The following is a 23,732-nucleotide window of genomic DNA, read 5'->3' as shown; positions in this document are numbered from 1 at the left end:
AACTCAGTCTTTCCGTTTTTCAAATTCGTCAAACGGACACGTTACGCATAATCGCCCCTGAATTCGGCGGGATTGCCTGCCCGGCCGTCATTCAAATACATGAAGCACACGCTCTCACACGCAACCTTTTAATGAAGATCCATCAATGAAAAAAACCGCTCTCGCCCTCGCCGCCACGCTGGCTTCGATCGCCGGCGTCGCGCACGCGCAAAGCAGCGTCACGCTCTACGGTGCGCTCGACACGTCCGTCGCCTTCTTCGGCAATCAGAAGGGCACCCATGGATCGGGCAACACCTTCCAGATGATGTCCGGCAACGTGTCGCCGAACCTCTGGGGCTTGAAGGGCACGGAAGATCTGGGTAGCGGCCTCTCCGCGATCTTCAAGATCGAGAGCGGCTTCAATATCGATAACGGCAAGTCGGGCCAGGGCGGCCGTCTGTTCGGCCGGACCGCGATGGTCGGCCTGAATTCGACGCAAGGCGGCACGGTCTCGCTGGGTCGTCAGTACGATCCGCTGATCGACCTGCTGCAGCCGATGACCGACGACGTCACGTTCGGCTCCGCGTTCGCCACGCCGGGCGACATGGACAACTACGACAACAGCTACCGCACCAGCAACTCGATCAAGTACACGAGCCCGAACTTCGCGGGCCTGCAGGTCAGCGCGATGTACGCGTTCGGCGGCCAGGCGGGCAGCATGGGCGCGGGCCAGACGTGGGCCATCGCGGCCGCTTACAACCACGGTCCGTTCGGTTTCGGCGCGGGCTACTTCAAGGCCAACAGCGACAGCGGCACGGCCGCGACCTTCGACGGCCTGAACCCGAACACCGACGTCAACGTCGACTCGCCGGCCATCACGGGCGGTTTCGTGTCGGCCAACTCGCTGCAGATCATCCGCGCGGTGGGCGACTACAGCTACGGCCCGATGACCTTCGGCCTCGCGTACAGCAACGTCGACTACGCGAACTACCAGAGCGCAGCCGGTTCGAACAGCGACACCAAGTTCAACACGGGCCAGTTCTTCGTGAACTACCAGGTTACGCCGATGGCGGTGGTCGGCTTCGGCTACAACTACACGAAGGGTAGCGGCAACGGCGTGACGGCGAGCTACAACCAGTTCAGCCTCGGCGGCGACTACTTCCTCTCGAAGCGCACCGACATCTACGCGCTCGCGGGCTACCAGCAGGCGTCGGGCCGCACGATCGACGCGGACACGGGCGCGCTCGTCGGCGCGACCGCCTCGTTCGGCGACTTCGGCAACGACGCATCGACCAACAAGCAGGCCATGGCGATGGTCGGCATCCGCCACCACTTCTGATCGCGGCTTGCCGCACGCGCCGTCTCGCTGCCCCGCTGCATCAGGCGGGGCGGCGTGGCGCTGCCTTCACGCGCAGTGCGTCACGCGACGCCCTGCGCGTTTTTTCATTCGCAAGCCGCCGACTCGGCACGCGCCTCAACCTCGGTTATAATGCGCGGGTCTTAGGGGAGTAGTCTGCTTTGCGCGCGATGCGCGAAGCGCCGCCGTCAACATAATTGGCACCCAATGCCATGGCGCCGGCAGCCGTTCTTCGGCCTGACGAGACCTATGACGTCTTCCTCCGTACCCGGGCTGGGCGGGAGGATTGCGTCATTGGTCCCAGAAACGTCCGGCCCGTGGAATGTCAAAACAATAATGCCCCCGCATCCCCGCACAATTCACCGTACGAATCGCAGCACGCGCCGCCGCATGTCCGCCTCGGAGCGCACGTCATGATCTGGACGTTCGCCCTGCTCATTGCCGCGGCCGGCATCATCTATCTGTCGTGCGAGACCTTCGTCAACGGTGTCGAATGGCTCGGCCAGAAACTCAACATCACGCAGACCGCCACCGGCACGATCCTCGCTGCGTTCGGCACGGCGCTGCCCGAGAGCGTGGTCACGCTCGTCGCGGTGGCGTTCGGCACCGACGCGGCGCATAAGGAAATCGGCGTCGGCGCGGCCATCGGCGGCCCGCTCGCGCTGAGCACGATCGCCTACGCGGTGGTCGGCTTCGCGCTGCTCGCCACGGCCAAACGCGTGGGCCGCGCGCGCGCCGCCGCCGTCGACGCCGACACCGGCCGCCTGCGCCGCGACCAGCTCTGGTTCCTCGCGATCTTCGTCGTGAAGATCGGCCTCGGCCTCGTGGTGTTCCAGTTCAAGCCGCTGCTCGGCATCGCGTTTCTCGCGGCCTACGCGTTCTATTGCTGGAAGGAGCTGAGCGACGAAGGCGGCGGCGACGAGGACAGCATCGAACTCGAACCGCTCAAGCTGCGCCCGCGCGACGCCAATCCGTCGATGTTCTGGATCGGCGTGCAGGTGATCGGCGCGCTCGCGGTGATTTTCTTCGCCTCGCATCTGTTCGTGCAGCAGATCAGCGCCGTGGGTCCGTGGCTCGGCTTGAGCCCGCAATTGACGGCGCTGCTGTTCAGCCCGATCGCGACCGAACTGCCGGAAATCATGAACGCGATCATCTGGGTGCGTCAGGGCAAGGAGCGGCTCGCGCTCGCCAACATCAGCGGCGCGATGATGATCCAGGCGACCATTCCCACGGCGTTCGGTTTGTTCTTCACGCCCTGGCATCTCGGCTCGCCGTCGATTCTCGCGGCCACCATGACGATGATCGCGATCCTGTTCCTGCAATGGTCGTTCCGCGCGCCGCAGGTCAAGAGCCGCCAGCTCACGTATGTGGGCGCGCTCTATGCGGTGTTCGCGGCGCTGCTGTTCGTGATTCCGCTGTAAAAAAGCGCGCTCTAAAGCACGTTGTAAATGGCACGCGGCAATTAGCCTGCCGATGCGTGCGCCCGCCGCGCTCAGATCGTCTCCTGATCGCGCGGGCGCGCGGCCGCATAGGTCCAGCAATCGAGCGTCACGCGCAGCCCCGGCCGCGCGTGCGCGAGCACGAGGCCGAAGCCGTGCATGCGCATCACGGCCTGCACGAGCGAGAGGCCCAGGCCCGAGCCCGGCGCCTCGCGCGTGCGCTCGCTGCGATAAAAGCGCTGAAATACCGCCGTGCGCTCAGCGTCGGGAATGCCGGGGCCGTCGTCGCTCACGTGCACGCTCGGGCCTTGCGCGCCCATCGCGAGGCGCAATTCCACGCGGCCGCCCGGCGGCGTGAACTTGATGGCATTGTCGAGCAGATTGGCCAGCGCCTCGAACATCAGCGCGTAGTCGGCGCGCACCGCGGGCACCCGCGCCAGTTGCAGCGCAAGATCGACGCCCTTGTCGGCCGCGAGCGGCTGATAAAGATCCGCGACTTCGCGGCACAAGGTGTCGAGCGCGACGTCGCCGAATCCCGCGCGCCGCCGCATTGCTTCGATCTCCGAAATACGCAGCATCGCCGAGAAACGCTTGAGCACGTCGGTCACGCCGTGCGAGGCCTGTTCGATCAGATCCGCGTGCTCGCCGTCGAGCCGTTCGAGCGGCACGCGCGCGAGACGCGTGCGCACATGCACGAGCGGCGTGCGCAGATCGTGCGCGATGCCGTCGCACGCGCCCTTCACTTCGTGCATGAGCCGCGAGACTTCGTCGAGCATGTGATTGACGATCTGCGAGAGCCAGCTGATTTCGTCGCGGCCGCCTGCGGGCAGGCGCGCGTCGAGATCGCCGCCGGCAATCTGCTGGGCGACGCTGCGCACCGCCTTCACGCGCCGCAATTGCGCCGCCGACACCAAAACGCCCACGCCGAGCCCGCCGAGCATGACCACGGCCGCGCTGCCCGCGAGACCGCCGAGCATGGTCTCGCGCAGCCGCGCCATCTCGCCCACGTCGCGCGACACCACCAGCAGATTGCCGTCGGGCAGACGTGTCGCGCGCGTGCGCAGATATTGCGGCCGTCCCGCCGTGGGACCGATCAGCGTGAGCGGGCCCCAGACGCCCACGCCGTTCGAGGCGAGCCGCGACGGAAACGCGCCGATGTCGCCCGCGAGCCAGCGCCGGTCGGGCGAGAACAGGCCGTAGAAGTTCACGGGACGCTGCAACTGGCTGCGGATGTGCGCCTCCAGCTGCGCCACGACCTGCTGCGACGGAATCGCCGAGAAGTAGGCGAACTGCCAGTTGATGTTGTAGTCGGCCTCGCGCGCGGTATAGCTGGCCGACTGCCAGTAATTCAGATAGACGAGCGCGGACATCGACGCCGAGAACACCAGCGCATAGATCGAGAGCAGCCGAAATGTCGTGCTGCGCCAGAGACTCATTTTCATCGTATTTCCCCGCGTGGCTGTCCAGTATCGCAAACCGCACTCGCCAAAACATGAAAAAATATTTAATTTTGGATAATGGCCGTAAATGCCCCGATTTCCGTCGATCGACACAATAAATAAAGTTTAATTCGCAGGCAATGAAGCCGTCGTGACCTGCGCGCAAAATACCGAATCACGAGCCCGGCAATGGGAATTTCGGCACGGATTCCAGACGGTATTCGCACGCGTATTTTCCTGCATCGCGGCTCGTATTTCGTGTCCGGTATTCCGGGCCGTCTTTCTTTTCGATCCACAGGAAACCCGCCATGAAACGATCGCTTCTGCTTTGCCTGCTCTCGCTCGCCACCGCCCTGCCCGCCGTCTCCGCGCTGGCCGCCACGAATCCCGCCGGACGCCACGGCGTCGAGCCCATTCAGGTCAAGGCCCAGCTTTATCGCGCCTGGCTTTCGGGCACGACCGCCGCCGACGAAAAGGATTCGTATCCGAATGCGCCTTCTGACCGCGCGGCCGTATCGGCATCGCGCTGTGGTTATGTGCTCGGTCATCCCTCCGCTTCCGAATTCCCGGCGATCACACGATCGGTATGCGCCCAATAACGGGGCATTATTGAACGTCTTCGATTATTGGCGTGCTAATTTGTCGCACGTCTCGTTTACCGTCATTCGATATATCCGATAAGATATCTCGATTTTCGGCAAGACAGACTTGTCGCCTCAAATAAGCATCGTGGCGCTCGCGCGCCATATCGCCCGCTGCAATGCCGATATCGAAGACGCGTCAATTCTTTCAATTCGCTTTTAGTCCGCTTTATCAATCCGCCCGAATCGGATCGCGATGGGTTTATCGCGTATTGAGCGGATTCGCGTCGGGATTCGGCGCGCGCCCCGCGCTCGCGTTGGGCGTCGCGGCCCTGTGCGTGCCGCTGGCTGCGTTGATCGGTCTGTGCGCGGGACGCTTCCCGCTCGCGCCCGCGCAAGTGGCGCTGACCGTGCTCGCCGCGCTGCATCTGCATGCGTCGCCCGCGCACGCCGCGCTCTTGCACGCGATCGTGCTGGACGCGCGTTTGCCGCGTCTCGCGGCGGCGGCGCTGATCGGCGCGTCGCTCTGCGTCTCGGGCGCGACCTGCCAGGCCGTGTTCCGCAATCCGCTCGTGTCGCCGGGCATGCTCGGCGTGCTCAGCGGCGCGGCCTTCGGCGCGGCGCTCGCGATCGTGCTGGGCGGCGCCGTCGTGCATCGGCTCTGGATCGAAGCGGGCGCGTTCGCGGGCGGCGTGGCCGCGATGGCCGTGGGCGTGACGGCGGCGGCGATGCTCGGCGGCGCGGACGGTGAAGGCGCGCTCTCACGTGGCGGCATCCTCGCGCTGTTGCTCGGCGGCCTCGTCAGCAATGCGCTGTTCTCCGCGCTGGTCTCGCTGCTCAAGTACGTCGCGGACCCGCTCAACCAGTTGCCCGCCATCGTCTACTGGCTGCTCGGCTCGCTCGCGCAAACCGGCTGGGCCGATCTCGCGTGGGCCGCCGCGCCGCTCGCGCTCGGCACGTTGCTGCTATGCCTCGCCGCGCCGCTGATCGACGGCCTCACGCTCAGCGACGACGAAGCCCGCAGCCTCGGCGTGCCCGTGCACGCGATCCGCTTCGCGGTGATGGCGCTGGCCACCTTGATCGCCGCGCTGACCGTCTCACTCGCGGGCATGATCGGCTGGATCGGCCTGCTCGTGCCGAACCTCGTGCGCCCGCTCGTCGGCGCCTCGAATCGCATCGTTTTGCCGATGAGCGCGCTGGTCGGCGCGATCGCGCTGATGCTCGCCGACACCTGCGCGCGCAGCGTCGCGAGCGCGGAAATACCGCTCGGCGTGATCACCGAAATGGGCGGCGCGCTCGCCTTCGTGTTCGTGCTGCGCGCGCTGCGCCGCCGTGCGCGCTGATCGCGAGGCCCCGCGATGAACGCACGCTCCAACAGAGACGCAACGCCCGCCGCGCTCGCCTGCCGCGACGTGATCGTGCGGCGCGCGCACGCCACCGTGCTCGACGGCGTGAGCTTCGCGGTGCGCGCGGGCGAACTCGTCTCGCTGCTCGGCGTGAACGGCGCGGGCAAGAGCACGTTGCTGCGCGTGCTGCTCGGCCTGATCGAACCCGAGGCCGGCGACGTGCTGCTGCACGGCGAGGCGCTGCACCGCCAGCGCCGCCGTGCGATCGCGCGGCAAGTCGCGTGGGTGCCGCAGCATCACGCGCCGCAATTCCCCTACACCGTCGAACAGATCGTGGCGCTCGGCCGCCTGCCGCATCTCGGCACCGGCTTCGCGCTCTGGCGCGCGCCGCGCGCGCACGACCGCGACGCCGTGCACGCGGCACTCGACGCCCTGCAGATCGCGCATCTCGCGCAGCGCGACTACGGCGCGCTCTCGGGCGGCGAACGCCAGCGCACGCTGCTCGCCCGCGCGCTCGCGCAAGGCGCGCGCGTGCTGCTGCTCGACGAGCCGTTCAGCGGTCTCGACTACGGCCACCATCTGCGTCTGCTCGATCGTCTCGCGCGTCTCGCCGCCGACGGCTACGCGATCGTCAACACCACACACCGCCCCGACGATGCCTGCAACGTCTCGACGCGCGTCGCACTGCTCGACGGCGGCCGCCTCGTCGCCGACGGCGCGCCGCGCGACGTGCTCGACGCGCAGGCCGTGAGCGCGCTCTACCGCGCGCGCGTCGAACAGATCGATGTCGACGGCCAGCGCTTCTTTCGCGCGGCATCCGATGCAGCCGATGCGAGCGCCGCCCCCGCTTCTTCCCACCCGCCAGCCTCCACCCGATGAATCACCGTCTCCCTTCCCGCTGCGCCGTCTTCGCGTTCGCGGTCACCTGTGCCTTCTCCGCCGCGCGCAACGCATATGCAGAGGATGCCGAAACAAATACCGCAGCAAAGAGCGCCGCAACGCCCACGCAGAACAAGGCGACCCAGACCGCCACGCTGCCCACCGTCGCCGTGAACGCGAAAGCCGATACCGCCGACACGCCCCGCAGCACGACCGCGAGTCTCGGCCCGCTCGGCAACGTCAAGCGCGTGGACACGCCCTACACGGTCAACGTGGTGACGCAGGAAGTGATCGCCGACCAGCAGCTCAAGAGCATTCCCGACGCGCTGCGCCTGCTGCCTTCGGTACAAGGTGACGGCGCGCGTCCGCAGAGCCGCGGCATTCAGGGCAGCGTGGTGCAGAACAGCCGCATCGACGGGCTCAACGCGGTCTCGACCACCGACTATCCGATGGAAGAGTTCGACCGCATCGAAGTGCTCAACGGCCTCGCGGGCGCGCTCTACGGCCCGGCGAATCCGGCGGGCACGTTCAACTTCATCCAGAAGCGTCCAACCGACGACCGCGAGCTTCACTTCATGCTCGGCTACGGTTCGCAGACGCGCTTTCTGCGCGGGCTCGACGTCTCGGATCGCGTGGGACCGTCGAAGGCCATCGGCTATCGCCTCACGTTGCTCGACGAAACCGGCACGGGCTACACCGATCACAGTTCGCTGCGCCGCCAGCTCGCGAGCGTCGCGTTCGATTTCCATCTCTCGCGCGACACGGTCATCGAGGCCAATTACAGCCACTATCACTACGTGACGAAGGGCTTCCCGGCGACCTTCGCGCTCGCGAGCGGCGTGCACTTCCCGGCCGCGCTCGATCCGACCAACGCGGCCTACGGCTCGTCCAACGGCGGCAACGACGACACGACCGACACCGGCACGCTGCGTCTGCGCCACGACTTCTCGCCGAACTGGCATCTCGAAGCCGCCGTGCTGCGCCAGATCGCCGACCGCGAATCGACCACGCCCACCAACACGCTGATCGACAACGCGGGCGACTACAAGACCACGATTTCCACGTCCACGGCCAGCCGCTTCACCATCACGAGCAACCTGCTCTATCTGCGCGGCCACGTGAACACCGGCGCGATCCAGCACGACGTGAGCATCGGCACGAGCGGCTTTCTGTGGGACAACTTCAATCCGGTCGCGGGCGGCACCGCCACGCTCGGCAGCGCGAGCCTCGCGAATCCGCAGTCGTTCGCCGTCACGGGCGCGCCCGATTTCGAGCATCGCTATCAGTCGGCGCAAAGCTCACAGCAGTCGCTGATCGCAAGCGACGACATCACCTTGTCGCCGCATTGGTCGGTGCTGCTTGCGGGCAGCCAGAGCTGGCTCTCGACGCACAACTACAACGTCTCGGGCGCGCAGACGAGCGAGTCGGCGAATCAGGGTCTCTCGGGCGCGGCGAGCCTGATCTTCAAGCCGCGCGCGAACCAGAGCCTCTACGTGACTTACGCGGACAGTCTCCAGCAAGGCGACACCGCGCCCGCCGGTTCGACCAACGCGGGCAATATTCTCGATCCGTATCGCAGCAAGCAGTGGGAAGTGGGCTACAAGCTCGCGCTCGCGCGACTGAACGCATCGGTGGCGGCGTTCCGCATCACGCGCCCCTACGCGTACACGCTCGCGGACGGCACCTACGGCACTGCGGGCAATCAGGTGAATCGCGGCGTGGAAGTCATGCTCGACGGCAACGCCACGCGCAATCTCTCCGTGTTCGGCGGCTTCACGTGGCTCGATCCGCGCCTGTTCGACACGGGCAGCGCGAGCACCGAAGGCAAGCGCATCGTCGGCCTGCCCGAGTTCGCGCTGAACGTGCTGATGCAATATAAGGTGCCGCAGGTGCCGGGCCTCTTCACGAATATGAACGTGCACTACGTGGGCGCGCGTCCGACCGACAACGCGAACACCTGGTCGGTCGGCTCGTACACGACGCTCGATCTCGGCGTGGGCTATCTCGCCGAAATCCTCGATCGCGCCGTGACGTTCCGCCTGTCCGTCGATAACGTGACGAACCGTCATTACTGGACCAACATCGTGCCGGGCGGCCTGAACGGCTATACAGGATCGGGCAACGCCACGGCGCAGCTCGGTGCGCCGCGCACGGTCACGGCTTCGGTGGAGTTCGATCTGTGATCACGTCTCGCATATTCAATCGTCTCGCGTGCGCAGCGCTCGCGTTCTGCGCCGCCAGCCTCGCGACGACACCCGCATTCGCGCAGCCCAAAACACGCATTGCCGATCTCTGGTTCGCGCACAACGCCGTGGTGACGATGCTCGGCTCCGCGAACGATGTTGTCGCGACGGTCGCGCGTCCGCAGGCCTTGCCGTGGATGTTCCGCGTCGCGCCCGCGCTCGCCCACGCGCAGCCCGTGAATGGCCCGACCGCCAACGCCGAAGACCTGCTGCGCCTGAACGCCGATGTCGTGTTCGCGAGCACCGCCGACCCGACGATCGCCGCGATGCGCCGTCTCGGCCTGAACGTCGTGCCGGTCGGTTTCGACGATTACGCTTCGATGCTCCGCTGCGTCGATCTCACCGCGCAAACGCTCGATACGCCGCTCGCACGTGAACGCGCGCACGACTATCGCGCGTATCTCCAGAGCACGCTCGACGACACGGCGCACGCACTCGCGGCGCACGGCTCGCACGCGCAGCCGCGCGTGCTGCACGTGGCGTCGCTCGCGCCGCTCAAGGTCGACGGCGCGGATACGATCGTCGATCAGTGGATACACGCAGCGGGCGCGCGCAATGCCGCCGACGGCCTCACCGGCAATCTCAAGCCGGTCTCGATCGAGCAGGTGCTCGCGTGGCATCCCGACGTGGTGATCCTCGCGGCCAACGCGGGCTCGATCGAGCAATCGCCGCAACGCGCGCTGTGGGAGACGCTCGACGCGGTGCGCGCGCATCGCGTCTATCGCAATCCGATGGGCGTGTTTCCGTGGGACCGCTACGGTCCCGAAGCCGCCTTGCAGATCCGCTGGGCCGCGCGCACGCTGCATCCCGAAGCGTTCACGGACGCAGGCGCGAGCGATACGCTCGTCGCGCAAACGCAGCGGTTCTACGCGCGATTCTATGGCTATGCGTTGTCTACGCAAGACGCGCAACGAATGCTCGCAGGCGAGCGGCCGCTGCCGCTGACGTCGTCAACGACATCGCCTCAGTAGGCCTCGCGCCGACAAGCAAAAAAGCCCGCAAACGCAGCACGTTTGCGGGCTTTTTCGATCAGGCGACGCTCAATGCATCGCGTGCAGATACAGATACAGCGTTGATGCCGCGACACCGCCGACGAGCGGCCCGAGGACCGGAATCCACGCATAGCGCCAGTCGCTGTCACGCTTGCCCGGAATCGGCAGCAGCGCGTGCATGATGCGCGGCGAGAGATCGCGCGCCGGGCTCATCGCGTAGCCCGTTGGGCCGCCCAGCGAGATGCCGATGCCGAGCACGAGCAGGCCGACCGGCAGCGCGTCGAGTGCGCCGAGGCCCACTTGCGGCGCGGCCAGATAGAGCACGCCGAGAATCAGCACGAAGGTGGCGATCGCTTCCGTGATCACGTTGTGACGCACGCTGCGGATCGCGGGCGCCGTGCAGAACACCGCGAGCTTCAGATCGGCGTCTTCCTCATTGGCGAAATGCTGGCGATACGCGAGCCACACGAGGAACGCGCCCGCCATGCCGCCGAGCATCTGCGCGGCCACGTAGCCGCCCACTTTCGACCACGCGAACTTGCCCGCCAGCGCGAGGCTGATGGTCACGATCGGGTTCAGATGCGCGCCGCTGTACGAGGCCGTCACGTAGACGGCCACGAACACGGCCATCGCCCAGCCCATCACGATCACGATCAGGTCCGCGCCGCGGCCCTTGGTTTTGGCAAGCAGCACGTTGGCGACAGCGCCGTTGCCGAGCAGCACGAGAATCGCTGTGCCGATAAATTCTGCAATATAGGGTGACATTTCGTCTCTCTCTTCCGCGGCGGGCGTCTCCTCGCTCGCGGATGTGATTATTGATTATTTATTTCGGGTTACTGAGCAATGGCGCGCATTGCGCCATGCCGGGTTCACTGCGCGTCGTCGGCCCAGGCCTTGGCGGCGCGCACCGCGCGCTGCCAGCCCGAGCGGCAGGCGTCCACCTGCGAGGCGGCCATCGCGGGCGAGAAGCGCTGATCGACGTGCCACTGGCTCTGCAGCTCGTCCACGTTCTTCCAGTAGCCGATCGCGAGGCCCGCGAGATAGGCGGCGCCCAGCGCCGTGGTCTCGGTGATCTGCGGACGCACCGCATCCACGCCGAGCAGGTCGGCCTGGAACTGCATCAGCAGATTGTTCGCGCTCGCGCCGCCGTCCACGCGCAGCTCGCCCACGCTGATGCCCGAGTCCGCTTCCATCGCGGCCAGCACGTCGAGCGACTGATACGCGATCGAGTCGAGCGCCGCGCGCGCCAGATGCGCCGAGGTCGTGCCGCGCGTCACGCCGAACAGCGAACCGCGCGCGCGGGCATTCCAGTGCGGCGCACCCAGACCCGCGAAGGCGGGCACCAGATAGACGCCGTCGGTATGCGGCACGCTCGCGGCCAGCGCTTCGATTTCCGCCGCGCTCTTGATGATGCCGAGACCGTCGCGCAGCCATTGCACCACCGCGCCCGCGATGAAGATGCTGCCTTCAAGCGCGTAGTTCACCTGGTCGCCGATCTGCCAGGCGATCGTCGTGACCAGATTGTTCTTCGACTCGATGGGCTTGTCGCCCGTGTTCATCATCAGGAAGCAGCCCGTGCCATAGGTGTTCTTCACCATGCCGGTGTGCGTGCACATCTGGCCGAACAGCGCGGCCTGCTGATCGCCCGCGATGCCCGCGAGTGGAATCTTCGAGGCGAACACCGTGGTCTTGGTCGGCCCATAAATTTCGGACGACGAACGGACTTCGGGCAGCATGCTGCGCGGAATATCGAGCGCGTCGAGCAGCTCGCTGTCCCACTGGCGCGTGTGGATGTTGAAGAGCATCGTGCGCGACGCGTTGGTCACATCGGTCACGTGCAGTTCGTGCTTCGTGAAGTTCCAGACCAGCCAGCTGTCGACCGTGCCGAACGCGAGCTTGCCTTGACGCGCCTTTTCGCGCGCGCCTTCGACATTGTCGAGAATCCAGCGGATCTTGGTGCCCGAGAAGTACGAATCGATCGGCAGACCGGTCTTCGCACGCACTTTCTCTTCGAGGCCCTGCGCCTTGAGCTGATCGCAGAAGTCGGCCGTGCGGCGGTCCTGCCAGACGATCGCGTTATAGATCGGATGACCCGTTTCGCGGTCCCACACGATGGTGGTTTCGCGCTGGTTCGTGATGCCGATCGCGGCGATGTTGGTGCCGTTCAGACCCGCACGCGTGACGGCCTCGGCGGCCACGCCAGCCTGCGTCGACCAGATTTCCTGCGGGTCGTGCTCGACCCAGCCCGGTCGCGGATAAATCTGCTCGAATTCCTTCTGGGCGCTCGACACGATGCGGCCCTGGCGGTCGAACAACATGGCGCGGGAACTCGTGGTGCCCTGGTCGAGCGCGAGAATGTACTGTTGATCCTGCATGTCTCTCATCTCCGTCCGTACGTAGTTGTGATTCGCGCCGCGTGGGCGCGGCGCGTTGGGGTACTGCCATGCGGTACTGCCAATGACGGCCGATGCAAAGCCGCCGTATCAGTGCGTGATCGACACCGGCGACACCGGCGACACCGGCTGACGGCTCGCGGCAAACCACGCTTCGAGCGCGGCGGCAACCGCGTCGAGCGTGCCGGACGCGACGTGCAGGCCGAGCTTCGAGCGGCGCCACAGCACGTCCTGCGCACAGGTCGCGAACTCGGTATCGCGCAGATAACGCAGCTCGGCTTCGTAAATGCCGGGAGCGATCTGCGCGCCCAGACCATCGAGCGACGCCGCGCCGCCGATCAGGCGCTCGGCGCGCGTGCCGTAAGCGCGCGCGTAGCGCTGCGCGAGCGGCGCGGGCAGCCAGGCGAAGCGCTTCGCGAACGACTCCGCGAACGCGCCGAAACGCGCATTGGCGATATCGCCGCCCGGCAGCGGCTGGCCCGCCGTCCACGCGCCCGCCGTGCTGCCGAGCGCGCGGCACAGCATGTCGCCGGCCTCTTCCGCGAGCTTGCGGAAGGTCGTGATCTTGCCGCCGAACACCGAGAGCAGCGGCGCGCCTTCGGCCTCGTCGAGTTCGAGACGATAGTCGCGCGTGACCGCCGACGCATTCTTCGCACCTTCTTCTTCGAGCAACGGACGCACGCCCGAATAGGTCCAGTGCACATCGGAGGGCGAGATCTTACGCTTGAAATAGCGATTGATCGACTCGCAGAGGTAACGCGTTTCGTCGCCGTCGATGGCGACCTTCGCCGGATCGTTGCGATATTCCACGTCCGTGGTGCCGATCAGCGTGAAGTCGTGCTCGTACGGAATCGCGAAAATGATGCGCTTGTCGGGGTTCTGAAAGATGTACGCGTGGTCGTGTTCGAACAGCCGCTTCGTCACGATATGGCTGCCCTTCACGAGCCGCACGCTGTGTTGCGCGCCTTGCCCGAGCGCGCCGCGCAGCACCTCGCCCACCCACGGACCGGCCGCGTTGGCGATGGCGCGCGCGCGCACTTCGAAGGTGCTGCCGTCGGCGCGGCGCAGCGTGGCGAGCCATTCGCCGCCTTGCTCGCCCTTCACGCGGCGCGCGTCGACGAGTTGCGTGCGCGTGAGGATGCGTGCGCCGCGTTCCTGCGCGTCGAGCGCGTTGAGCACCACGAGGCGCGCATCGTCGACCCAGCCGTCCGAGTAGACGAAGCCGCGCTTGATCGAGTCGATCAGCGGCGCGCCGGCCGCGTGGCGGCGCATGTCGATGCCGCGCGAACCGGGCAGCAGTTCGCGTTTCGCGAGGTGATCGTAGAGAAAGAGGCCGACGCGGATGAGCCACGCGGGGCGCAGATTCGGCATGTGCGGCATGACGAAGCGCAGCGGCCACATGATATGCGGCGCGGCGCGCAGCAGCGTTTCGCGCTCCTGCAGCGCCTTGCGCACGAGACCGAACTCGCGGTACTCGAGATAGCGCAGGCCGCCGTGAATCAGCTTGGTGCTGGCCGACGAGGTGTGCGAGGCGAGGTCGTCCTGTTCGCAAAGGAGCACGGACAGGCCGCGCCCGGCTGCGTCGCGCGCGATGCCCGCGCCGTTGATCCCGCCGCCCACGACGAGCAGATCGTACCGATTCTCTTGAGTCACCTGCGTTTCCTGATAGTGGCCGATGCGGCACCCGACGCGATGCGGTCATCGCAAGATTGAGTGCCGGATCGCCTTGCGACCCATGTCGCCATGGGCGAACCCGAAATGTTCGAATCCGAAATCTAACGAACAAAATCGAAAAAGTAAAGTTCGTTTTGGCGAGCGCGCGTGAAAAGCGCCAAATGCGGCGGAATCGGCGATAAATCGACGCTAATTTAGGGGTTTTCCCGGAAGAAAGCGGGGAAAGACAGGGTAAGGAAGGGGAGCGAGGCGGGCCGGATCGGTCCGATGCAGGCGATAAAACGAACACGCGAAGCTTTCGAATCTGTTCGTCTGATGTTCGTTTTGGACTGATGTGAGCAACGCGATGGTGCCTGGCGGCACGCGATCGCGTTGCTCGGTTGTGTCTCGATGCGATGGCCCGTCGGCGAGGCAACTGGCGAATCGAATGCGGTTCGGTGCGTCGTTTGCTGCTAGAACAAGTGCGCAATCCCAACGCGCGCAATCGCCTGATTCGAACTCGACGATGCCGCATCCTGACCATAGAGGCCGTTGATCTGCGCGAACGTTGGCGCACTGCCGTTACCGGCGTGCTGATACGCGCCTTCCAGATAGACGTTCGTGCGCTTCGAGAGGCGGTAACTCAGCGTGGCGGTCACCTGTTGCGTCAGGATGCGATCGAGCGTCGCGTTACCCTTCATCAGCTGATAATCCGCGCCGAACGACAGGAACGGTGTGAAGTTATAAAGCGCGCCCACTTGTCCGGCGTACACCCGCGCACCGTTGAACGTGTTCCAGGTTTCAGTGAACAACGCATTGAGCAGCGCCGAACCGATCGCATACGTGCCACCGACACCCCAGTTACGAATACCGTCGTCGCCGTTATTGATCTGCTGGTACTTCACATCCGTATACGCAGCGCCCACATACAGCGGTCCGCCCTGGTAGTTCACACCCACGCTGATCGACCGATCCTTGGCGAAGTTGCCCGCCACGCCGCCAAACCCATACAGCGCGCCGAACGTGAATCCGCCCAGCCTGTCACTGACAAACTTCACCGACGACGGCACGCGGGCCGAACCCGCCACGCGGTCAAAATCAGACGCACCAGTCGGATTGTTCGGAATACCCAGCCCCGCATACGGCCCCGAGCGAAAGTTGTAATACCCGCCGAAGGTCATCGACGCATCGGCCTTCAGCAAGTTCTCCCACATGAAATCGTACTGATTGCCGAAGGTCAGTTGCCCGATGCCGTCCTTCGCCAGACCGACATAGGCCACGCGCCCGAACAACGCCGACGAATCGCCGACCGTCTGCCCGTTCGCGAGATTGAATTGATTTTCCAGCTTGAAGATGGCCCGCGCGCCGCCGCCAAGATCCTCCACACCGCGAAAGCCCAGAATATTCGGGTAATAAATCCCCTGATCCAGAATGGCGTTACCGTGTCCTCCCTGATTGCTCACCCACGTCACGCCTGCGTCCATCAATCCGTAGATCGTCACGCTGCTTTGCGCATGCGCGGACCCAACGGCCAATACCGCCACAATACCGCCTGTCACCCGTCTCCATTCCATTGTGTACTCCTGCTTATTTTGGTGAACTCTGATGCGGAACGAACGCGCAACCGAAGTTGCGCAACGGCCTCCTTCTACTTCTCGTGTCGATAGTCCTCCGGCTTGAACATTGCGAATCGGCTGTCCTCGATAATCTCGAAGAAGTCGGCCAGACCACCGCCACGCAGCACGGGGCGGCCCTTGACGGTGTCGTAGATCCCGTCGACGAGCAGATCCTTCCTGATATGCACGTAGATGACTTCGCCGTAGACGAACCAGGTGTCCACCTCGCGGCCGCACGCGTCCTTGAGTCGCGTGATCCCGGAAAGCCGGCACTCCAGACTGACCGGAGACTCCGCCACACGAGGCGCATGAATCGACTCGCTGCGCGCTTTCGTCAAACCCGCCAGCGCGAATTCATCGACGTCCGCGGGCGCGGAAACACTCGATTGATTCATCTTCGCGGCAAGGTCGCGCGAGACGAGATTCCATGTGAATTCGCCGGTCTGCTCGATGTTCCTGATCGTGTCCTTGTAGCCAATGCTCGCGAAGCCGAGCAACGCCGGATCGTGATTCAGCGCGTTGAAGAAGCTATAGGGCGACAGGTTGGCGACGCCATCGCGTGACTGCGTGCCCATCCAACCGATCGGCCTAGGTCCGACGATCGCCGCAAAGGGATCGAATGGCAGCGTGCTCAAAACCGACTTTTGTTCGTATGAGACAAATGCGTCGTCGTCACGGATTGGGGTTTCCACGCCTGCTTCCAGACTGCTATTGATTTGCACCTCGACTCCTGACCGCTGAAAAATAGAGTTGATCGAATACCTCGAATGCCTGCCGCCTCGGCGTACCGATGGGTTCGGGATGCGCGCCCAGCCGCATGAGATGCTGCTGCTTCGACAAATCGAATGACGGCCACAGCGGCAGCGCTTGCCCGTTGGGATCTCCGCTGACGACGAACCGGGTCCATGTGTCCGCGAGACATCGAGCGACTTCATGATCGGCGTCGCTCCACGCCCAGGGCCGCGCCGCGAGGTTGTCCCACGTATAGGGCAGTTCGGCGGTGTGAAATGCCCCGTACTCGTCGCCGCCGTCGGGCGGCGGAGCAAGGCGATCGGGCAACGGAAGCCGATGGTCGAATTCGTAAGCCCATGTCGGCGCGCCACTCGTCTCGGCATGCGTTCGCGCCCAGCGCCAAACCGGATAGGCGAACCGCCGATCGCCGACCAGACGGCGACGCGCCTCACCCGCCCACTCGCCGTCGACGCCCGCATAAGCCGCTTCCAGCACAGCCCGTGCGTGCGCATCGAGGTGAGCGAGCCGAAGCTCCTGCAAGGCTTGCTGCGTGGCGTACAGACTGCCTTCGTCCGCATTCCAGCCGACGAGCAACGGCACCCGCGCCTGTCGCCCATCCATGAACACGTCGACGGTGTCCTCAGTCAGCAAGCGGCCATCGATGACCACGTTCTGGGGCGGAGTATGAAGAAACGCTGTCGCGGGAAGATCGCGCAGTGCGTCCAGCGATGTCGCCAGCGACGACATCGCGGCAAGGCCCGCCTCGGCGGCCACGTGATGCGGCGTCATGCGCAACTCCGGGCGGAAAATCGCCGACAAGCTCTGGCCGATCGCTGCCCTGAAGTATCCACGCGCTGATGGCGCCGCCATCAGATGCGTGACCATCGCGGCGCCCGCCGAATTGCCTGCAATCGTCACGCGTGAACTGTCGCCGCCGAATGCGGCGATGTTTTCCTGAACCCACTCCAGCGCAGCCACGACGTCCTGCACGCCGTAATTGCCGGAAGCGCCGTGCGCATCTTCTTCGGCCAGTTGCGGCAAGGAGAGAAACCCCAGCGCACCCAGCCGCATATTGACGGTCACGACCACCATGCCGCGCGCGGCGAGACGGCTGCCGTCGAACAGCGCTTGCCCGCCGTGTCCCGTTCGGTTCGCGCCGCCATGAATCCACACCAGTACGGGCAGATTCGTATCCCGCTCGACACTCGGCGTCCAGACGTTGAGATACAGGCAATCCTCGCTCATCACGAGTGCGTTCGCGTCGTCATGGTTGAGGCGGTACATCAGCGACGAGCGTGACGGCAAATGCTGTATCGGCGCAGGACCGAATTCGAGCGCGAGACGCTCGCCCTCCCAGCGCGTCATGCGTTGCGGCGGCCGCCAGCGCAAAACACCCACCGGCGGTTGCGCGTAAGGTATGCCCTTGAACACAGCAACCTCATCGCGCTTCGTGCCGCGCTTCGTGCCGCGCTTTCTACCGATCAACTGCCCGCACGGCGCCGTAACGCGAACGAGCGCATCCAAGCCCTCAGTGCTCGCAACAAACGCGTTCATCACGTCGCCAACTCCGCCGCGCACGCGGCGCGACGATTGAACGCGAGCTTGTGCAACTGGCCGTCTTTCATGATCATCGAAAGACGCGACGCGTCCTGCAAAATCGTGATATCGCGAGTCGGGTCGCCCTCAACGAGAAGCAGGTCCGCCAGGTATCCTTCCCGCACGAGCCCCAGTTCATCACCCATGCCCATCAGATGGCCGCCGGTTTCCGTCGCGCATCGCAGCGCTTCGGCGGGCGTCATGCCGAACCAGTCGACGAACAAGGCCAGATCCGTCGCGTTCAACCCTATCGGATTGAAGCCGAACCCGTAGTCGCTGCCAGGCACCACGCGAATGCCCGCCTTCATGAGCTTGGGCACCACCTTGCGCAGACTCTCGATGGCGACGTCGACTTCCATGCCAGGCGTCGGCGGCTTGCCCATGTTGCCCATCATCCAGAGGCTGCCGGGCGACGGTGCAATGAAGACCGGCTGCGGTGCGTTCGCGATCATGGCGATCGTCTCGTCGTCCATGTACGTCGCGTGGTAGATCGCACGAAAGCCGTGACGCACGGCCATCTGAATGCCTTCGGGCGAATGGGCGTGGGCGGTGAGCCACACGCCGCGCTCGCGCGCCACCTCGCCTGCCGCCGCCACCTCCTCGTCCTTGAACTCAAGAACGCGCGACGTATATTCGATCAACGCGCTTTCCCCGGTGATCGGCATCTTGACGACGTCCACGCCGATATCGGCCATCTCATGCACGAAGCGGCGGACCTGATCCGTGATGGGCGCGCGATCGTTTGCGCCGATATGCCCGGCGGCCGAAACCGGCGTGAGCGTGGCCGAGGGCGACTTCATCGTATCGGCGCTCACTTCCCACGACGACGCGCGCAGACGCGGCCCCGGCATCCATCCTTCGCGGATCGCCTTGCGTAGCGCGACCTCCGCACGCGGTCGCCGATTGCCGCCCGAATAAATGCTGGTGAAGCCGTGGTCCAGCATCACGCGCGCGTTATGGCTGATGATGAGCGCCTGCTCCTCCTCGGGCTCGGTACGCGGCGAGCGATGTTCGACGGTCGAGCCGAGGCCGAGGTGCGTATGCCCGTCGACCATGCCGGGCATCAGCGTCGCGCCGGCTGCATCGATCACGCGAACGTCGCCGTCTTGAGGCCGCTCGATATGCGCGGCGACGCGCATGATGCGGTTGCCGTCCACCAGCACATCGGCCTTGCGTCGCGGCGCGCCGCTGCCGTCGAAGACCTGTGCGTTTGCGATCAGCGTTTTCATGCTTGGGTCCCTCACAGCGGCGGCGCCACGAACAAGCCTTCATCAGGCGTATTGAAGTGATGCCGCATCACATGCTCGCCCCACGCGTTGGACGTGCCCCACGAATCGAGCACCGACGGGTCCGTGAGATCGCCCGCGCTCACCTGCCACGCGTCGTCGAGTTCGCTCATCCCGGCCGTGTATTCGACGGTATTGCCCGCGGCATCGGAGAAATAGCCGTAGGCGTTATCGCCCGTTTGATGACGGCCCGGCCCCCAGATCAGTTCCTTGCCCGCGCGCTGCAATCTGCCGACGCCGCGCAGGAATTCATCGATGCCGCGCATCTCGAAGGACACGTGATGCATCGCCACGTGCGGGGCGTTGCCCACCGCAAACACATGGTGCTGCGGATGGTTGCAGCGCATGAACCACATCAGCGTCCTGTCGTGGATATGCAGCGTTTCCACGACGCGCAGCCCGAGATGCTGCTCGTACCACGCCACGGTGGCCTGCGGGTTCGGCGAGTTGACGACGCAATGCGAGAGCCGCGCGGGAATGGACTCGCCCGGCTGCAATGCGCGAGGTTCGCGCATCGTCACGTCCGCCGACACTTCGATCACGCGGCCATCGATATCGAAGAAACGCACGCCATAACCGCCACCGGGCGTCGCAAGTTCACGCGGCGCGTGAATGAGGCCGACGCCATCGCGCTTCAACTGCTGCGCCAGTTCGTCGACGCTCTCGCGCGTAGCGGCACCGAAGCCGATCACGTCAGCGCGCTTTTTCGCGTCCTGACGCAAACGGATCACGTACGGCTCGGGCGATCCTTCGGCGGCGAAGAAGTGGACACCGTCCACCTCGGCGACTTCGGTCAGTCCCCACTCGTTGCCGTAAAAGGCGCGCTGCTCCGCGAGTTGCGGCATGGCGAAACCCACATGGCGCAAGTGCGTAATGAAACCCGTGCTGTTCATGTTGTCTCCTTTAGTGGGTGTGGGCGGCGCTCGCCCAGCCGAGCAGGTTCGCCATCGCCGAAGCCAGCGCGGCTTGCGGATCGGCAGGCAGCGCTGCGCTACGCCAGCCGACGATCAGATCCGGCCGCACGAGCACGCAACCGCTTTCCTCCGTGCCGCGGGCTTTGAACCAGTCGAGATAGGGATCTTCGTAATCGAGACCGGTGCCCACCAGGGTCACGCCGATATCGACGCCGGTCGCTTCGGCGACCTGTTTTGCGGCCTCTTTCCACGCCTCGCCGCCGTGCGACGAGAACAGATGAAAGCGTCCTTTGCCGGCCAGATCGAGTGTCGAAACCAGCGGACCGGGTTGGCGGCTCACGAGCCAACCATGCGGTAACGCTGAGCCGGGCCGCGTCGAGGGACGGTAGTAAAGCTCGGGTTCATCGTCCGGCGCGGCTTCGGGCGTACCGTCATCGACGATGGCATCCGAACGGTAATGGCGCGCCAGTTCGACGCCATGCGCCTCGCCGTTGTAGCGGGTATCGAGCAGCTGTTGATGCAGCCCCTCGCGTCCCTCGCGCGTCGCGAGCTTCGCATCGACATCGGCCTCGCTGCTCACCGTGAAGAGACACGCGCCAAGGTAGTCCGACAAGCCGTTCGCCTGCCACATACTCAGATTCGCACGCGCGACGATCTGTTTGGCGACCGGCTGACGCTCCGCGTTGAAGCTCTCCAGCAGGCGCGGATGCGCTTGCTCTTTCAGCACGAGCGCGAGCTTCCACGCGAGGTTGAAGCCGTCCTGCACGCAGGTGTTCGAGCCCAGCGCCGCAGCCGGAGGATGACGATGGATCGCGTCGCCCATGCAGTGCACGCGGCCCACTGAAATCTGCTCGGCGTGAACGTCGTTGATCGACCACTTCGACGTGTTCAGGACCTTGATGGGCAAGCTTGCCGCCGCCGGGTCGGCAATCGCGAGACGAATGCGCGCGATGAGTTGCTCGGTGCTTGCATCCGGTCCCGTGTAACCCGGCGGGATATAGATCGAGACCAGCCACTTGTCCCATGCATGAACCATGCGGAACACCACCACGCCCGCCCAATCCGCCACACCGGCTTGCAGGATCATGTAGAGCGAACCCTTGCGATGCGCGGTGTAGGCCGACAGGTCCATCTCGCAGAGCACGTTGTAGGCCGAACCCAAGCCCTCCTTACCGACCAGCGGCAGGCCGAGCTGCTTGACCACCCGGCTGTTCGCGCCATCGGCGCCCACGAGGTATTTCGCGCGAACCATCAGCTCCTGCTGGCTGATCCGGTCCAGCAGCTTCGCCGTCACGCCATCGGCATCCTGCTCGAACGAAAGCAGTTCCGTGTCGTAACGCACGTTCACGCCGAGCCGCGTGGCCTCGGCCACGAGAATCGGCTCCATCTTCGTTTGCGGGAAGTCGACGAAACGGCATGGACTCGCCGTCAACACATCGCCCATGCGTCCAGGAGTATTGCCCCAGGCCCATTGCCGCGCCATTTCCTCACCGGCCATCCCGCGCAGCCAGAACGTATTGGCGATATGCTCCGCGGGCGAAGCGACTGCGAGACAGTCGGACTCAAGGCCCGCATCGCGCAACACTTCCATGGTCCGCTGATTGACGATGTGCGCGCGCGGCGTATCCGCCGTCCCGCGATTTCGGGAAATCATCAGCGTGCGAATACCCTGCCGGCCGAGGAAAACGGCGGTCGTTGCGCCAGCCGGTCCCGCGCCGACAACGAGAACATCTACATTCACGAGTTCTGTCATGACAAGTCTCCCCTTATCTTTTGTGAAAACACCGGGGTAAAAAATCGATATTTACCGTGTACTATTAATCTATTTTTCTGATTCGTCGCTTTGCCGAAGCCAGCGTTATCTATTGCGCTACGAAGTCAGGCTGTTTGTCGGGTGCCGCCGCCACAAAAGCGGAATTCGAAGCGGCATGCTCGAAAATCGACATGGCGATGGGATAGTCCGCGAGGTCACAGCCAAATCGCTTCGCGTTGGCGATCTGCGGGATCAAACAGCAATCCGCCAACGTCGGCTCCTTCCCGAAACACCACGGTCCGCCGTACTGCTGCCTGCCCCGCGACAGCAAGCGCTCAATCCCGCACATCCCCTCCTTGATCCAGTGTCGATACCACGCGTCCTTCTGCTGCGGCGTCGCGTCGAGCTGGCCTTCGAGGTACTTCAGAATCCGCAGGTTGTTCACGGGGTGAATATCGCAAGCAATTGCATAGCTCAGTTCAAGCACGCGAGCGCGCAGCGGCTGCTCCAGCGGAATCAATCGCTGCGTGGGATAGCGCGCGTCCAGCCAGTCGATGATGGCGAGCGACTGGCTCAAACTGAAATCCCCTTCGCGCAAAGCAGGGACGCTCGCCATCGGGCTCAACGCATCCACGAATACGGCTTCACGATGCGCCCCCGTGCGGATATTCACGGAACGCGTATCGAAAGCGATGCCTTTGAGCCCTAGCGCAATGCGTACGCGATACGACGCCGAGCTATTGAAAAAGCTGAAGAGTTCGCTCATGGGCTGGCGTTACGCGACACGCACCGTCAGTTCGCCCAGCCGCTCGACACCGACCTCCATGGTGTCGCCCGACTTCACCGGTCCAACACCTTCCGGCGTACCGGTGTAGATGAGGTCGCCCGGTTCGAGACGGAAGAAGCGCGAGAGATACGAAACGGTTTCCGCCACCGACCAGATCAGATGCGTGACGTTGCTTTTCTGCTTCACCGCGCCATCGACGGTCAGCCAGAGATCGGCGTGATCGAAGTGCCCGACCTTGGCGGCGGGGTGAATCGGCCCGATCGGCGCGGAGCGGTCGAACGACTTGCCGATCTCCCACGGCCGCCCCATCTCGCGCATCTTCATCTGCAGATCGCGGCGCGTCATGTCGAGGCCGACTGCGTATCCCCAGACGTAATCGAGCGCCTGATCGAGCGGGATATCCGCGCCGCTCTTGCCGATCACCGCAACGAGTTCGGCTTCGTATTGATAGTTCTGCGTTTCGGCCGGGTAATCGAGCGTCAGCACCTCGTCGTATGCAACCGGCACGACCGCGTTGTCCGGCTTGCAGAAGAAGAACGGCGGTTCGCGATCGGGATCGAATCCCATCTCGCGCGCATGCGCGGCGTAATTACGGCCAACGCAATAGACACGGCGCACAGCAATCGAATCGTTGCTGTCGACCACGGGTACGGAAACCGCTTCTTCGGGCGGGAAAATAAATGCCATGGTGTTTCTCTATCAGACGGAATGGTGAGTCGAGCCCGCGGAGCAATCCGCGTGACCGTT

The 23,732-nt window shown here is 64.7% G+C and carries 19 protein-coding genes and 1 riboswitch; of the genes, 7 read left to right on the top strand and 12 right to left on the bottom strand.

Annotated elements, in window-relative coordinates; genetic code table 11:
• The first annotated feature begins 145 nt into the window (after positions 1 to 145).
• Positions 146 to 1,318: a porin gene (locus U4Y88_RS16595; protein ID WP_224008880.1), complete on the top strand. Its 1,173-nt coding sequence runs from the start codon at positions 146 to 148 to the stop codon at positions 1,316 to 1,318.
• A 152-nt stretch (positions 1,319 to 1,470) separates the two neighbouring features.
• Positions 1,471 to 1,646, top strand: a riboswitch (yybP-ykoY riboswitch).
• A gap of 103 nt (positions 1,647 to 1,749) precedes the next feature.
• Positions 1,750 to 2,757 carry a sodium:calcium antiporter gene (locus U4Y88_RS16590; RefSeq protein ID WP_224008882.1) on the top strand — a complete coding sequence of 336 codons (1,008 nt, stop codon included), beginning with the start codon at positions 1,750 to 1,752 and terminating at the stop codon, positions 2,755 to 2,757.
• A gap of 71 nt (positions 2,758 to 2,828) precedes the next feature.
• Here U4Y88_RS16590 and U4Y88_RS16585 read toward each other — a convergent pair whose 3' ends face one another.
• The gene (locus tag U4Y88_RS16585) at positions 2,829 to 4,217 is read right to left on the bottom strand and encodes a HAMP domain-containing sensor histidine kinase (RefSeq protein ID WP_321785124.1); all 1,389 of its coding nucleotides are present in this window, start codon (positions 4,215 to 4,217) and stop codon (positions 2,829 to 2,831) included.
• Positions 4,218 to 4,522: 305 nt separating this feature from the next.
• Between U4Y88_RS16585 and U4Y88_RS16580 the strand changes: the two genes are divergently transcribed.
• The 5 genes from U4Y88_RS16580 to U4Y88_RS16560 all read left to right on the top strand — a co-directional run bounded on the left by U4Y88_RS16580 (position 4,523) and on the right by U4Y88_RS16560 (position 10,234).
• The gene (locus tag U4Y88_RS16580; RefSeq protein WP_224008886.1) at positions 4,523 to 4,813 is read left to right on the top strand and encodes a hypothetical protein; all 291 of its coding nucleotides are present in this window, start codon (positions 4,523 to 4,525) and stop codon (positions 4,811 to 4,813) included.
• A 254-nt stretch (positions 4,814 to 5,067) separates the two neighbouring features.
• Positions 5,068 to 6,138, top strand: coding sequence for an iron ABC transporter permease (locus U4Y88_RS16575; protein ID WP_321785122.1), 1,071 nt, complete (start codon positions 5,068 to 5,070; stop codon positions 6,136 to 6,138).
• A gap of 15 nt (positions 6,139 to 6,153) precedes the next feature.
• On the top strand, positions 6,154 to 7,020 hold the full coding sequence (locus U4Y88_RS16570; RefSeq protein WP_321785120.1) for an ABC transporter ATP-binding protein: 867 nt from the start codon (positions 6,154 to 6,156) through the stop codon (positions 7,018 to 7,020).
• Positions 7,017 to 9,203 (top strand): TonB-dependent siderophore receptor, encoded by a 2,187-nt coding sequence (locus tag U4Y88_RS16565; RefSeq protein ID WP_321785118.1) that lies wholly within the window; start codon positions 7,017 to 7,019, stop codon positions 9,201 to 9,203. The genes U4Y88_RS16570 and U4Y88_RS16565 overlap by 4 nt, the downstream gene beginning before the upstream one ends.
• Positions 9,200 to 10,234 carry an ABC transporter substrate-binding protein gene (locus tag U4Y88_RS16560; RefSeq protein ID WP_321785116.1) on the top strand — a complete coding sequence of 345 codons (1,035 nt, stop codon included), beginning with the start codon at positions 9,200 to 9,202 and terminating at the stop codon, positions 10,232 to 10,234. Before U4Y88_RS16565 ends, U4Y88_RS16560 begins: the two co-directional genes overlap by 4 nt.
• A 69-nt stretch (positions 10,235 to 10,303) precedes the next feature.
• Here U4Y88_RS16560 and U4Y88_RS16555 read toward each other — a convergent pair whose 3' ends face one another.
• From U4Y88_RS16555 to U4Y88_RS16505, 11 genes are all read right to left on the bottom strand, one after another.
• On the bottom strand, positions 10,304 to 11,020 hold the full coding sequence (locus U4Y88_RS16555) for an MIP/aquaporin family protein (RefSeq protein WP_065057506.1): 717 nt from the start codon (positions 11,018 to 11,020) through the stop codon (positions 10,304 to 10,306).
• 104 nt (positions 11,021 to 11,124) lie between these two features.
• Complete coding sequence (gene glpK, locus U4Y88_RS16550; protein ID WP_224008898.1) at positions 11,125 to 12,630, bottom strand: glycerol kinase GlpK; 1,506 nt, start codon at positions 12,628 to 12,630, stop codon at positions 11,125 to 11,127.
• A gap of 108 nt (positions 12,631 to 12,738) precedes the next feature.
• The gene (gene glpD, locus U4Y88_RS16545; RefSeq protein ID WP_321785114.1) at positions 12,739 to 14,301 is read right to left on the bottom strand and encodes a glycerol-3-phosphate dehydrogenase; all 1,563 of its coding nucleotides are present in this window, start codon (positions 14,299 to 14,301) and stop codon (positions 12,739 to 12,741) included.
• A gap of 473 nt (positions 14,302 to 14,774) precedes the next feature.
• Complete coding sequence (locus tag U4Y88_RS16540) at positions 14,775 to 15,875, bottom strand: porin (RefSeq protein ID WP_321785112.1); 1,101 nt, start codon at positions 15,873 to 15,875, stop codon at positions 14,775 to 14,777.
• Positions 15,876 to 15,949: 74 nt separating this feature from the next.
• Positions 15,950 to 16,639: a flavin reductase family protein gene (locus tag U4Y88_RS16535; RefSeq protein ID WP_321785110.1), complete on the bottom strand. Its 690-nt coding sequence runs from the start codon at positions 16,637 to 16,639 to the stop codon at positions 15,950 to 15,952.
• Positions 16,626 to 18,203 carry a carboxylesterase/lipase family protein gene (locus U4Y88_RS16530; RefSeq protein WP_321785477.1) on the bottom strand — a complete coding sequence of 526 codons (1,578 nt, stop codon included), beginning with the start codon at positions 18,201 to 18,203 and terminating at the stop codon, positions 16,626 to 16,628. Before U4Y88_RS16530 ends, U4Y88_RS16535 begins: the two co-directional genes overlap by 14 nt.
• Positions 18,203 to 19,474, bottom strand: coding sequence for an amidohydrolase family protein (locus U4Y88_RS16525; protein WP_321785108.1), 1,272 nt, complete (start codon positions 19,472 to 19,474; stop codon positions 18,203 to 18,205). The genes U4Y88_RS16530 and U4Y88_RS16525 overlap by 1 nt, the downstream gene beginning before the upstream one ends.
• Before the next feature lie 11 nt (positions 19,475 to 19,485).
• A complete protein-coding gene (locus U4Y88_RS16520; protein ID WP_321785106.1) occupies positions 19,486 to 20,424 on the bottom strand; it encodes a VOC family protein in 939 nt (312 codons plus the stop codon).
• A 10-nt stretch (positions 20,425 to 20,434) separates the two neighbouring features.
• A complete protein-coding gene (locus tag U4Y88_RS16515; protein WP_321785104.1) occupies positions 20,435 to 22,198 on the bottom strand; it encodes an FAD-dependent monooxygenase in 1,764 nt (587 codons plus the stop codon).
• A 109-nt stretch (positions 22,199 to 22,307) separates the two neighbouring features.
• Complete coding sequence (gene maiA / locus U4Y88_RS16510) at positions 22,308 to 22,964, bottom strand: maleylacetoacetate isomerase (protein ID WP_321785102.1); 657 nt, start codon at positions 22,962 to 22,964, stop codon at positions 22,308 to 22,310.
• Between the two features lie 9 nt (positions 22,965 to 22,973).
• Positions 22,974 to 23,672 carry a fumarylacetoacetate hydrolase family protein gene (locus tag U4Y88_RS16505; RefSeq protein WP_321785101.1) on the bottom strand — a complete coding sequence of 233 codons (699 nt, stop codon included), beginning with the start codon at positions 23,670 to 23,672 and terminating at the stop codon, positions 22,974 to 22,976.
• Positions 23,673 to 23,732 lie beyond the last annotated feature (60 nt).

This window comes from Paraburkholderia sp. J94, from assembly GCF_905220285.1.
In the GTDB taxonomy this organism is placed as follows: domain Bacteria; phylum Pseudomonadota; class Gammaproteobacteria; order Burkholderiales; family Burkholderiaceae; genus Paraburkholderia; species Paraburkholderia tropica_A.
Note: the sequence above shows the minus strand (reverse complement) of the source record. Positions and strands in the feature narration are given on the sequence as shown.

Excerpts from the sequence above, each read along its gene's own strand:
- glpK (WP_224008898.1), bottom strand. The coding sequence starts at position 12,630 with ATGCAGGATCAACAGTACATTCTCGCGCTCGACCAGGGCACCACGAGT.
- maiA (WP_321785102.1), bottom strand. The coding sequence starts at position 22,964 with ATGAGCGAACTCTTCAGCTTTTTCAATAGCTCGGCGTCGTATCGCGTA.
- U4Y88_RS16585 (WP_321785124.1), bottom strand. The coding sequence starts at position 4,217 with ATGAAAATGAGTCTCTGGCGCAGCACGACATTTCGGCTGCTCTCGATC.
- U4Y88_RS16515 (WP_321785104.1), bottom strand. The coding sequence starts at position 22,198 with ATGACAGAACTCGTGAATGTAGATGTTCTCGTTGTCGGCGCGGGACCG.
- U4Y88_RS16595 (WP_224008880.1), top strand. The coding sequence starts at position 146 with ATGAAAAAAACCGCTCTCGCCCTCGCCGCCACGCTGGCTTCGATCGCC.
- U4Y88_RS16570 (WP_321785120.1), top strand. The coding sequence starts at position 6,154 with ATGAACGCACGCTCCAACAGAGACGCAACGCCCGCCGCGCTCGCCTGC.
- U4Y88_RS16555 (WP_065057506.1), bottom strand. The coding sequence starts at position 11,020 with ATGTCACCCTATATTGCAGAATTTATCGGCACAGCGATTCTCGTGCTG.
- U4Y88_RS16525 (WP_321785108.1), bottom strand. The coding sequence starts at position 19,474 with ATGAAAACGCTGATCGCAAACGCACAGGTCTTCGACGGCAGCGGCGCG.
- U4Y88_RS16540 (WP_321785112.1), bottom strand. The coding sequence starts at position 15,875 with ATGGAATGGAGACGGGTGACAGGCGGTATTGTGGCGGTATTGGCCGTT.
- U4Y88_RS16505 (WP_321785101.1), bottom strand. The coding sequence starts at position 23,672 with ATGGCATTTATTTTCCCGCCCGAAGAAGCGGTTTCCGTACCCGTGGTC.
- U4Y88_RS16580 (WP_224008886.1), top strand. The coding sequence starts at position 4,523 with ATGAAACGATCGCTTCTGCTTTGCCTGCTCTCGCTCGCCACCGCCCTG.
- U4Y88_RS16520 (WP_321785106.1), bottom strand. The coding sequence starts at position 20,424 with ATGAACAGCACGGGTTTCATTACGCACTTGCGCCATGTGGGTTTCGCC.
- U4Y88_RS16590 (WP_224008882.1), top strand. The coding sequence starts at position 1,750 with ATGATCTGGACGTTCGCCCTGCTCATTGCCGCGGCCGGCATCATCTAT.
- U4Y88_RS16530 (WP_321785477.1), bottom strand. The coding sequence starts at position 18,203 with ATGAACGCGTTTGTTGCGAGCACTGAGGGCTTGGATGCGCTCGTTCGC.
- U4Y88_RS16565 (WP_321785118.1), top strand. The coding sequence starts at position 7,017 with ATGAATCACCGTCTCCCTTCCCGCTGCGCCGTCTTCGCGTTCGCGGTC.